General features: G+C 29.7%; 13 protein-coding genes. 12 read left to right on the plus strand and 1 reads right to left on the minus strand.

Translation table 11 applies throughout. The annotated features are described in order from the left end of the window. Positions 1 to 200: 200 nt before the first annotated feature. Positions 201 to 1670 (plus strand): transcription termination factor Rho, encoded by a 1470-nt coding sequence (rho, locus tag BD821_RS03625; RefSeq protein ID WP_029452707.1) that lies wholly within the window; start codon positions 201 to 203, stop codon positions 1668 to 1670. 125 nt (positions 1671 to 1795) lie between these two features. On the opposite strand, the gene rpmE is transcribed toward rho, so the two are convergent. After that, positions 1796 to 2008, minus strand: a complete 213-nt coding sequence (gene rpmE / locus BD821_RS03630; RefSeq protein ID WP_029452708.1) for a 50S ribosomal protein L31 — start codon at positions 2006 to 2008, stop codon at positions 1796 to 1798. 222 nt (positions 2009 to 2230) lie between these two features. On the opposite strand from rpmE, the gene BD821_RS03635 reads away from it, so the two are divergent. From BD821_RS03635 to BD821_RS03685, 11 genes are all read left to right on the plus strand, one after another. Next, positions 2231 to 2833, plus strand: coding sequence for a thymidine kinase (locus tag BD821_RS03635; RefSeq protein ID WP_029452709.1), 603 nt, complete (start codon positions 2231 to 2233; stop codon positions 2831 to 2833). A gap of 109 nt (positions 2834 to 2942) precedes the next feature. After that, complete coding sequence (gene prmC / locus BD821_RS03640; protein ID WP_104409363.1) at positions 2943 to 4715, plus strand: peptide chain release factor N(5)-glutamine methyltransferase; 1773 nt, start codon at positions 2943 to 2945, stop codon at positions 4713 to 4715. A gap of 85 nt (positions 4716 to 4800) precedes the next feature. Continuing rightward, a complete protein-coding gene (gene prfA / locus BD821_RS03645) occupies positions 4801 to 5883 on the plus strand; it encodes a peptide chain release factor 1 (RefSeq protein WP_104409364.1) in 1083 nt (360 codons plus the stop codon). Positions 5884 to 5916: 33 nt separating this feature from the next. Continuing rightward, positions 5917 to 6510: a hypothetical protein gene (locus BD821_RS03650; protein WP_104409365.1), complete on the plus strand. Its 594-nt coding sequence runs from the start codon at positions 5917 to 5919 to the stop codon at positions 6508 to 6510. 55 nt (positions 6511 to 6565) lie between these two features. Continuing rightward, positions 6566 to 7288, plus strand: a complete 723-nt coding sequence (locus BD821_RS03655; RefSeq protein ID WP_029452713.1) for a ZIP family metal transporter — start codon at positions 6566 to 6568, stop codon at positions 7286 to 7288. 87 nt (positions 7289 to 7375) lie between these two features. Then, complete coding sequence (locus BD821_RS03660; protein ID WP_104409366.1) at positions 7376 to 8425, plus strand: L-threonylcarbamoyladenylate synthase; 1050 nt, start codon at positions 7376 to 7378, stop codon at positions 8423 to 8425. Between the two features lie 54 nt (positions 8426 to 8479). Next, positions 8480 to 8929, plus strand: coding sequence for a low molecular weight protein arginine phosphatase (locus BD821_RS03665; RefSeq protein WP_104409367.1), 450 nt, complete (start codon positions 8480 to 8482; stop codon positions 8927 to 8929). An 81-nt stretch (positions 8930 to 9010) separates the two neighbouring features. Then, positions 9011 to 9460: a ribose 5-phosphate isomerase B gene (rpiB, locus tag BD821_RS03670; RefSeq protein ID WP_029452716.1), complete on the plus strand. Its 450-nt coding sequence runs from the start codon at positions 9011 to 9013 to the stop codon at positions 9458 to 9460. 129 nt (positions 9461 to 9589) lie between these two features. Beyond that, positions 9590 to 10219: a uracil phosphoribosyltransferase gene (gene upp, locus BD821_RS03675; protein ID WP_104409368.1), complete on the plus strand. Its 630-nt coding sequence runs from the start codon at positions 9590 to 9592 to the stop codon at positions 10217 to 10219. 171 nt (positions 10220 to 10390) lie between these two features. Beyond that, positions 10391 to 10879, plus strand: a complete 489-nt coding sequence (locus BD821_RS03680) for a deaminase (protein ID WP_029452718.1) — start codon at positions 10391 to 10393, stop codon at positions 10877 to 10879. Positions 10880 to 10903: 24 nt separating this feature from the next. After that, complete coding sequence (locus BD821_RS03685) at positions 10904 to 11932, plus strand: MraY family glycosyltransferase (RefSeq protein ID WP_104409369.1); 1029 nt, start codon at positions 10904 to 10906, stop codon at positions 11930 to 11932. Positions 11933 to 11938 lie beyond the last annotated feature (6 nt).

Genomic DNA, 11938 nt, shown 5'->3' on the forward strand with positions numbered 1-11938 from the left:
AGAAGGTCTTCTTATATTCATATCCATTTTATCTGAACGTTCTTATTGTTTTCTGTTTATTTGAATTCTAGAACTTATCTCATGATTAATAATTTTAATGATAACTTCATGTTAGTTCTGTGAAAAATTAAAAGATTTAAAAAAACTATAAGATTTTAAAACTTATGAAGTTAAGAATAATAAAAAATGGAGGTGTAATTTTGTCGATAGATAATTATGAAAAAGTAACTTTGGTTGAGTTACGAAAAAAGGCTAAAGAATTAGACATAAAAAATATAAGTAAATTTAAAAAAAGCGAATTAATCGAAGAAATTAAAAAGGTTTTACCATTACCTGTGTCTATGCAAAAAAATGGCATGGTTCTTCAAGAAAAGATAGCTCCTAAGATTAAAGAAGAGGTTTTAACGGATAAGAATGAAATTAAAGAAGAACCTGTTAAAAACAATGTTTTGATTAATAATGAAGAAAAAAGGCCAGATAATATAACTGTGGACAAGGCTGAAGAGGAGAATAAAAGAGAAAGATTAAAAACTATGATAAATGACTCTCAGTCTGCAAGAGGGGTATTAGAGGTAAATGAAAATAATAACTTTGGTTTCTTAAGAGGTAAGAATTATCTCACAAGTACAGATGACATATATGTATCACCATCTCAAATAAGAAGGTTTAATTTAAGAACTGGTGATGAGGTAGAAGGAAAGGTAAGAATACCTAAAGATGGTGAAAAGTTTAAAGCTCTTTTGTATGTTGAAAGAGTAAATGGTGAAAACCCTGAAAAGGCTGTGGGAAGAAAATCATTTGAAAGACTTGTACCTGTATACCCAGATCAAAGATTAAGACTTGAAACTCATCATGACAATAACCTATCTTCAAGACTTATGGATATAATAAGTCCTATTGGAAAAGGACAAAGAGGGATGATTGTAGCTCCACCTAAAGCAGGAAAAACTACTTTGCTTAAAAAGATAGCACAAAACATTTCTTATAATTATCCTGAAATAAAACTTATAGTTGTTTTAATAGATGAAAGACCAGAAGAAGTTACAGATATGCAAAGATCTATAAATGGAGAGGTAATATATTCTACATTTGATGAGGAACCAGATCATCATACAAAGGTTGCTCAAATGGTACTTGAAAGAGCTAAACGTATGGTAGAACAAGGCCAAGACGTTGTAATATTATTAGATAGTATTACAAGGCTTGCTAGGGCATATAACCTTACTGTTAACCCTTCAGGAAGAACTTTATCAGGAGGTCTTGATCCAGGGGCTTTAATAATGCCAAAGAAATTCTTTGGAGCTGCAAGAAATATTGAAGAAGGTGGAAGCCTTACTATACTTGCAACTGCATTGGTTGAAACAGGAAGCAGAATGGATGATATGATATTTGAAGAATTTAAAGGAACTGGAAATATGGAAGTTCATTTAGACAGAAAGCTTCAAGAAAGAAGAATCTTTCCAGCTATTGATATTTATAAATCGGGAACTAGAAAAGAAGATTTATTGCTTACAGAAGATGAAAAAGATGTAGCATACAATATAAGAAAAGTTATGTATAGAGAAGGAAATATTGAAACAATAACAGGGAACTTAATAAGTTTATTATCTAGAACAAAGAATAATAAAGAATTGTTACAAATGATAAAAAAGATAGATATTTCCAAATAAGATCTAATGACAAAATAAGATATGTAGAAATTTAAAGAAAATAATATATATTTTATAATGGAATTAATAAAAAAAAGCAAAAAAAAAGCAGTTGAGGAAGATCAATAGATCTTCCTCATATAGCTTTATTCTTCGCTTTTTAAGTTGAACTTCTTATTGAACCTTTCAACTCTTCCTCCAACGTCAACGATCTTTTGACGCCCAGTGAAGAAAGGATGGCATTTTGAACAAATTTCCACTTTTAGTTCATCTTTAACTGAACCAGTAGTGAAAGTATTTCCACATGCACATTTAACTACAGCCTCATGATTGTAATTTGGGTGTATGCCTTCTCTCATATGTTTCACCTCTTTCAAATTGCGGATTACCGCTTATAACTACTAGATTATATCACGAAGTTTTATTAATAGTCAAGATACATACTTATATTTTAAAGAGTAAAAAGTGTGATAACATATCTTTTTTATATTATAATTAAATGTTATAATCATAAAGTAGATTTTTAGAATCATTTATTTTAGAGATGCTGCTTATAATTATCAAGAAGGGACGAGTTTTAATTGGCTAAATTATACTTTAGATATGGAGCTATGAATTCGGGTAAGTCTACTAGTCTTATGCAGGTAGCTTATAATTATGAAGAAAGAGGTATGAAGGTTATAATTATAAAACCAAGGACAGATACTAAAGGCGGAAATAAAATAACTTCAAGGCTTGGAGTTGCAAGAAATGTAGATATGTTATTAGACCCTAGTGAAAATGCTTATTTAAATATAGAGGGTTATATAAAAAATAAGGGGAGTATTAATTGTATATTAGTAGATGAAGTTCAATTTTTAAAATCACATCATATAGATGAACTTTTTAAAGTGTCTGTAATTATGGATATACCTGTTATTTGCTATGGACTTCGTACAGATTTTCAAATGGAAGGATTTGAGGGTAGTAAAAGATTGCTTCTTCTAGCTCATAGCATTGAAGAAATGAAAACCATATGTACTTGTGGGAAAAAGGCCCTACTTAATGGGAGAAAGATTAATGGCAGATATGTTTTTGTGGGAAATCAGATAGCTATAGATAATGAAGATGAAGTGGAGTACGAATCATTGTGTCCAAAATGTTATTTTAAATATAAGGCTGAATTTGAACTAAACGAAATATAATTTAGTATAGGTTGAATTTGAGATGAACAAAATATAATATATTGTTTAAGAAACAATTAAAGTATTCAAAAAAATAAAAAGAATTTTAAAAAGAGAGTTGATATTATATATGAAAAAGGATTATGCCGTTGGTGGTCAAGCCATAATCGAAGGTGTAATGATGAGGGGAAATAAAGGCATTGCAACTGCAATAAGAATCCCTGACCGAACAATAAAGGTAGAAATTAAAAAGGCTTCATCTATAAGAGAAAAAAATAAGATATTACGGGTACCTATTATAAGAGGATTTATAGCATTAATTGAATCTTTGGTTACAGGTATAGAAACCTTGAATTACTCTTCTAGCTTTTTTGAAGAAGAAGAGGAGGAAAAGAGTGAATCTAGTATAGAAAAGTTTCTAAATAAATTGTTTAAAGATAAAAGTGATACGATATTAATGGGTATTGTTTTAGGTATGTCCTTTATTATTTCTGGAATCATATTCATACTTATACCTACAATAATTGCAAATTTATTTAAAAAACTAGGTGTCAATAATGTAGGGTTAAATGTAATAGAAGGTGTTTTTAGGGTTATCATATTCATTATGTATATAGTGGCAATTTCTAAGATGGAAGACATATATAGGCTATTACAGTACCATGGAGCAGAACATAAGACTATATTTTGTTATGAAGCTAAAGAGGAGCTAACTGTAGAAAATGTAATGAAATATAAAAGGCTTCACCCAAGATGTGGTACCAACTTTTTATTTCTTGTAATGATAGTTAGTATAATATTACTTTCAATAACTGGGTGGAGTAGTTTAGGAGAAAGGGTACTATATAGAATATTATTACTACCAATAGTGTCTGGTTTTAGTTTTGAAATAATAAAGTGGCTTTCAAAAAGTAATAGCAAGCTTTCAAAGATATTAGCATATCCAGGTCTTAAATTACAAATGCTAACAACAAGAGAACCTGATGAATCTCAAATGGAAGTGGCTATAGCATCACTAAAGGCTGCTGAAGGCATTAGTGAACCTGATAAAACCATAGGCGAACTTTTAAATATGGGAAATGAAATATTAAAAGATGCATCTATACCTAGCTATATACTAGATACTCAACTTTTACTTGCTAAAATATTAGAGGTAGATAAACTGTATGTTATAACTAATAGAAATTTAAAAGTTAATCCTTTAAAGGAAAAGGAATTTATGGAACTTATAAAACTTAGAAAGGGTAGTATGCCTATTAAATATATATTAGGTAATACGGAATTTATGGGAATAGATTTAAATGTTAAAGAAGGTGTATTAATACCAAGGCCAGATACAGAAAACTTGGTTGAAATAGTTTTAGAATATATAGAAAAAGAAAACTATGAAAATGTATGTGACTTATGTACTGGAAGTGGTGCTATAGGTATTTCTTTAGCATATCATAAAGATAGCATAAATGTTCATTGTATAGATATTAGCCCTATTTCAAATGAAGTGGTTTTAGAAAATATTAATAAGTTTAGACTTAATGGCAGGGTAAGTTTTATAAAAAGCGACCTTTTAGAAATACCAATTAAGAAAGGGTATAAATACGATGTTTTAGTATCCAATCCACCTTATATAAAGAGTGGGGATATAGATACTCTAATGGATGATGTAAAGGCCTTTGAACCACATCTAGCTTTAGATGGAGGGGAAGATGGACTTGTATTTTACAAAACAATTACAAGAGAGTCTAAAGAAATACTAAGTGCATCAGGCCTTATAGCTTTTGAAATTGGTAAAGATCAAGGTATGGAGGTTAGTGAAATTCTTGATTCTTTCGGATATAAGAATATAAAGATAATTAAGGATCTATCAGGATTTGATAGAGTGGTTATAGGAAAAAACAGTATTTAATAGTATAATATTAAGAAAGAGTAATATTATTTACTATTATATGTTATAATAATAAACTATGAAAATATGATACGGAGTGATAAACATGTTAGAAAGGCTTAATTTTGTTGAAAATAAATATGAAGAATTGTCTGTTAAGATTAGTGACCCATCAATAATAGCTAATCAAAAAGAATGGCAAAGATTATGTAAAGAACATTCAGATATTGAAGATTTAGTTATGAAGTTTAGACAATATAAACAAGTAGATGAGGAGATAGTATTTAACAAAGAAATATTAAATGAAGAAAACGACAAAGAATTAAAAGAAATGGCTCAAGAAGAGTTAAAAGAGCTTACAGTAAAAAAAGATAAATTAGCAGAAGATCTTAGAATTTTACTTTTACCTAAAGATCCTAATGATGACAAAAATGTATTTGTAGAAATTAGAGGTGGTGCAGGTGGAGATGAAGCAGCTTTATTTGCTGCTAATTTATTTAGAATGTATACAAGATATTCTGAAAACAAGCACTGGAAAATAGAAATGATAAACTCTAATGAAACAGATATAGGTGGATTTAAAGAAGTTGTTTTTATGATAAAAGGAAAAGGTGCTTATAGTAGACTTAAGTATGAAAGCGGAGTTCATAGAGTGCAAAGGGTCCCAGATACGGAGTCAAGTGGAAGAATTCATACATCTACTGCTACTGTAGCAGTATTACCAGAGGTAGATGATGTAGATATTGAGATAAATCAAAATGATTTAAGGATAGATGTATTCAGATCATCAGGTAATGGTGGGCAGTCTGTAAATACTACAGATTCTGCCATAAGAATAACCCATATTCCATCAGGAATTGTAGTTTCTTGCCAAGATGAAAAGTCTCAACTTAAAAATAAAGAAAAGGCTATGAAAGTTTTAAGATCTAGGTTATTTGAAATTGCTGAGTCAGAAAGATCAGCATCTATTGCAGAAGATAGAAAAAGCCAAGTAGGAACAGGAGATAGAAGTGAAAGAATAAGGACTTATAACTATCCTCAAGGAAGGGTTACCGATCACAGAATTGGATTAACTCTTTATAGACTTGAATCATTCTTAGAAGGTGATATAGATGAAATGATAGACTCTCTTATAACAGAAGATCAAGCAAATAAAATGAAGTCTATGGGAAATACGGAAAGGTTATAATATTTTCAAAGACATATGCTTAGAGGTGATTAATTGCATATTGAAAAAGCTATCAAAAATCAAAACAGAAATTTAAAAAAATTTATGATACTAATGATATCTATGTCTTTAATTTTACCTTTGGCATTATTTTTATATGGAAATATTAATTGGTTTTTATTAAGTTACATGATTTTTATTGAGTTTATGATTGCTTTTGCTACTATAAGCAAATACAACTCTCAAAAAATTAAATTTAACTGTTCTAATAATAAGTTGAAATTAAAGGTAGGTATATTAGGTCAAACCACACTAATATTTTGTGATAAAATATCTATCGTACATACGGCTAAGAGCAAAGAAGACATAGAAATAATAATAATAAGCAATACTAAGATTAAAAATAAAAGAGCAAAGCCTATCAATGAAAGCTTTTATAAAAGGTATCCTATGTTAGCCAAAAAATATGAGAATGAAAAAAAAGAAAATCCTGAAAAAGATTATTATTTTTTAATCATTAAAAAAGGTGGATTTTATAAATATAACTTACTAGATATTATATATAAAAATAGTGTTAAAGCAGTTTATACAGATGAAACTATTGAAAATATAAAGATAGCTAGAGGACAAAAGGAATTTATAGATTAAGTTATAATCCCTTATTTTTACTAATAAGATTGTATAAATAAGGGGTGATTTTAAATTGAATAAAACTATTATTATAATATTTTTATGCTCATTAGTATCCATGATAGGTACAATTATAGGAGCTACCCTTGCTATGTTCATAAAGAATCCTACTAAAAACGTTATAAGTTCTATTATGGGTTTTTCAGGAGGGCTTATGTTTTCGGTTATTGTATTTGATTTAATTCCTAGTGCTTTAACGAAAATAAGTATAAAATATGTATTTATATTTTGTCTTATTGGTATACTTGTAACTGTATTTCTGGAATTATTTATAAGCAAAATTGTAAAAAACAATACTTATATGAAAATGGCAGTAATAACTTCAATAGGACTTATGATTCATAATATACCTGAGGGGATAATAATGGGATGCGGATTTGTAGCAGGAGAATATTTGGGTATTAAGATGAGTATTATAATAGCTTTGCACGATATACCTGAAGGGTTAGCTGTAGTATCCCCACTTGTAGCAGCTGGAGAAAAAAATACTAAAATTTTGATATATGCATTTATAACAGCAATGCCCACAGCATTAGGGGCTATATTTGGAATATATTTAGGGGGAATTTCAGAAACCTTTTTAGGAAGAGCATTAGCTTTTGCTTCAGGAGTTATGATGTATGTAGTTTTTTTAGAATTGATTCCAGAGTCTAACAAACTAGGCCATGGTAAGGTATCTATATTAAGCATACTAGCTGGAATTTTCATGGGATTTTTCATAGGAATTATTCTTTAATATTTTTGATGTGCAGTTGCAATATAAGAAATAAAATATATTAGATATTTTTTTAAAAGTGCAAGGTTAATAAAAGGGAGAGTTCTAATGAATACTAAGGTAGTTAAAATGAATGAAGATAAAATGAATATGAATGCTATAGAAGAAGCTGCAAGTACAATAAAAGCTGGAGGTCTTGTAGTGTTCCCAACCGAAACAGTGTATGGACTTGGAGCTAATGCATTAGATGGTAAGGCAGTTTCAAAAATATTTGAGGCAAAGGGAAGACCTCAAGATAATCCACTTATAATACATGTAGCAGACTTTAATATAAAAAAATACATAAAAGATTTACCACTGGTAGCAACTAAGCTTATGGAAAAATTTTGGCCAGGGCCCATAACTTTTATATTAAATAAGTCTGACATTATACCTTTAACTACTAGCGCTGGATTAAATACTATAGGTATAAGAATGCCTTCTAATAAAATTGCAAGGGAACTTATATTAAAAAGTGGTGTCCCAATAGCGGCTCCTTCTGCTAATATTTCGGGAAGACCAAGTCCAACAGAAGTAGAAAGATGCATAGAAGATTTAAATGAAAAAGTTGAATATATATTAGGAGGAGAAGGAAGCAATATAGGACTTGAGTCCACAATATTAGATTGTACAGTAGAGCCTCCTTGTATACTAAGGCCAGGTGCTATAACTTTAGAAATGCTAAAAGAAGTAAAAGAAGATATTTATATAGACCCTGCAGTAATGAAAATGCCTAGTAAAGAATTAAAACCTAAGGCTCCAGGGATGAAATATAGACATTATGCACCTAAGGCTCCTTTGAAGATAATAAGAGGAGATTTGAAAAAAACTATTGCAAAAGTTAATGAAATAGTGCAAAATTGTATAGATGAAGGAAAGACTGTGGGAATTATAGCTACAGAAGAAACTAAAAACCTTTATAATAAAGGCATAGTTTTATCCTTAGGAAGTAGAAAAGATTTAGATGTTGTAGCAAAAAACCTTTTTGAATGTTTAAGAGCCATTGATGATAAAAATGTAGATTTAATATTATCTGAAAGTTTTGATGAGATTGGAATTGGCAGTGCAATAATGAATAGATTAAAAAAATCAGCAGGGTTTGATATATTAGACGTATAAGTTTCAACATTTTAACTTATAGAACCTATATTATTTTAAAGGAGGTGTGATACTATGAATATTCTTTTTGTGTGTACAGGAAATACTTGTAGAAGCTGTATGGCAGAAGCTATATTTAACTATATTAATGATAATAAAAACTTATGCTCAAAATCAGTAGGACTTAGTATTGTTAAAGATAGTGTTACATCTTTAAATTCAGCTGAGATTATTAAATCTAAATTAGGTTTAGATTTAAGCAATAGAAAAGCTGTTCAATTTAGTAAGGAAGATATTGAAAATTCAAATATTGTGCTTACTATGACTTTGCATATGAAAGATATGTTAATAAATGCATTTCCAAAAGAAAAAGAAAAGATATTTACTTTAAATGAATATGTGGGCGTAAATGGAGATATTATAGATCCTTACGGTGGCACAATGGCGTTTTATGAAAAAACTTTTTTTGATCTCGAAAAATCAATAAGGCTTTTACTAGAAAAATTAAAAGGAGATAGGGTATAGTTACCACATCTTCTTTTTTGCAATGCAAAGAGTTTTTGTTATATTCAAAAAAGTAATTTTTAAATTAAGGAGGTAATATTTATGAAGATAGCTATTGGAAGCGATCATGGTGGATTTAAGTTAAAGGGAGAAATTATAAAACACTTAAAGGAAAAACAAATAGAAGTTGTAGACTTTGGTACTTATAATGAAGATTCGTGTGATTATCCTGACTTTGGATTAAAGGTAGCAGAAGAAGTTGCTATGAAAAATTTTGAATTTGGAATATTAATTTGTGGAACAGGAATAGGCATTAGCATATCAGCAAATAAGGTCGTAGGAATAAGAGCAGCACTTTGTTCTGATACATTTAGTGCTCATGCAACTAGAGAGCATAATAATGCTAATATATTAGCATTAGGTGAAAGAGTAGTTGGGGTAGGTCTTGCTTTAGATATAGTAGATACTTTTTTAAGTGCAGAGTTCCAAGGTGGAAGACATCAAAAGAGAATAGATAAAATATCAGATATTGAAGATAAATATCTAAAGTAATTTAAACCAATGATAAAGGTTAAATTAAGCATCAAAAATATTTTTTAATGTAGATAAAGGTATTTTAAAAATATTAAAATGATGCCTAATATATAAAATAATGCTTAATAGATTTTAGGAGGAAAAAACATGGGAAAAGTAACACAAATAACACATCCATTAATTTTACACAAACTAGCTCTTATAAGAGACAAGAATACTGGGGCAAAAGATTTTAGGGAGTTGGTTGAAGAAGTAGCTATGTTAATGGCTTACGAGGTTACACGAGATGTACAGATGGAAGAAGTAGAAATAGAAACTCCTATCTGTGTTACTAAGTGCAAGATGTTATCAGGCAAAAAGATGGCTATAGTACCTATATTAAGAGCTGGACTTGGAATGGTAGATGGTATGCTTAGAATAATACCAGCAGCTAAGGTTGGTCATATAGGACTATATAGAGATGAAGAAACACTTCAGCCAGTAGAATATTTTTGCAAACTACCTCAAGACATTCAAGAAAGAGATGTAATAGTAACAGACCCAATGCTAGCTACAGGTGGATCCGCAATGGATGCCATTTCACTCTTAAAAAAGAGGGGAGCTAAAAATATCCGTCTAATGTGCCTTATAGCGGCTCCCGAGGGAGTAGAGGCAGTGGTAAAGGCTCATCCAGATGTTGATATATATGTAGCTCTTATAGATGAAAAATTAGATGAAAATGGCTATATAGTACCAGGTCTTGGCGATGCTGGGGATAGATTATTTGGAACTAAATAATAGCTAATTAAGTAGAAAAGGTGTAAACTAAATTTGTTTACACCTTTTCTTTTTAATTATTTAATTAGGTCATATTACTATAAGTCATCAATGAAGCCTGGTTTACTTTGAATAATATTTAATGTATAATTTAAGTAATGTTTTTAACATTTTATTTATAAGGAGATATTAATGGGGAGAAGAGATAAACATAATTATTATTTAGATATAGCAGAAACTGTACTAGAAAGGGGAACTTGCCTTAGGAGAAATTATGGTTCTATAATTGTAAAACATGATGAAATTATATCCACAGGATATACAGGTGCTCCTAGGGGAAGAAGAAATTGTATAGATATTGGTGTTTGCAAAAGAGAGCAACTAAATGTAAAAAGAGGAACACATTATGAACTTTGTAGAAGCATACATAGTGAGGCTAATGCTATTATAAGCGCTTCTAGACGGGATATGATTGATTCTACATTATATTTAGTTGGTAAGGATTGCAAGAATAAAGAATTAGTAGAATCAGCAAATTCTTGTGACATGTGTAAAAGGCTCATAATAAATTCAGGAATTAAAAAAATAATTATAAGAATTACAAAGGATACTTACAAAGTAATATATACAAGCGAATGGGTGGAGGAAGATGATTCCCTTACTAATAATTTTGGATACTAAAACGTATAGTTAGGAAGAAAAAATATGATTGAATACATAAAATTAATTTTTATTGCCATGATAATATCAATAATCTCAACACCATTTATAAAAAAGTTGGCAATTAAAATAAATGCTATGGATGTACCTAAAGATGAAAGAAAAATCCACAAAAAGCCGATACCGCTTTTAGGAGGTCTTTCTATATATATAGCATTTATAATAGGTATTGTAGTTAAAGCTGGACCTTTAGAATCATGGGAAAAAGGAATAATTATAGGGGCTACTATAATTATAATAGGTGGAGTACTTGATGATATAATAGAATTAAAGCCTTGGCAAAAGCTGTTATTTCAATTGGCTGCCTCTTTATGCGTTATTTACCATGGGGTTTATATTAAAAATATAACAAATCCATTTGCTGGAGAAGAAGCTTTTTTTAATATAGGAAGATTTTCTATCCCATTTACAATTTTATGGATAATTGGAATAACAAATGCATTGAATTTAATTGATGGATTAGATGGACTGGCTGCTGGAGTAGCTCTTATATCATCTATTACTATAATGATTATAGCGATTATGTGTGGGAGAATATCTACAGCTCTTTTAACTTCTGTACTTATAGGGGCTATAGCAGGATTTTTACCTTATAATTTTAATCCTGCATCTATATTTATGGGAGATACGGGATCTCAACTTTTGGGGTTTTTATTATCTGTAATTTCACTTCAAGGAGCTATAAAATCTGCAGCAACTTTTGCTATAGTTGTACCTATTTTGGCTTTGGGGTTACCTATATATGATACTTTGTTTGCTATGGTTAGGAGGAAGATAAACGGAAAGCCTATAATGCAAGCAGATAAAGGACATCTCCATCATAGGCTTTTAAATTTAGGACTTACGCAAAAACAAGTAGTTTTAGTTATGTATTCAATTAGCGCTGTGCTTGGTGTTATAGCTATATTAGCCATGTATATAAGTACACCTAGATCTTATTTCCTTTTAACTATAATAGTTTTAATTACAGTTTTTATGGCTTTGAGACATGGGTTTTTCAAAATAAATAGATGACTCAGC

The sequence above is a fragment of the Clostridium algidicarnis DSM 15099 genome (genome assembly GCF_002934235.1).
Lineage (GTDB): Bacteria > Bacillota > Clostridia > Clostridiales > Clostridiaceae > Clostridium_L > Clostridium_L algidicarnis.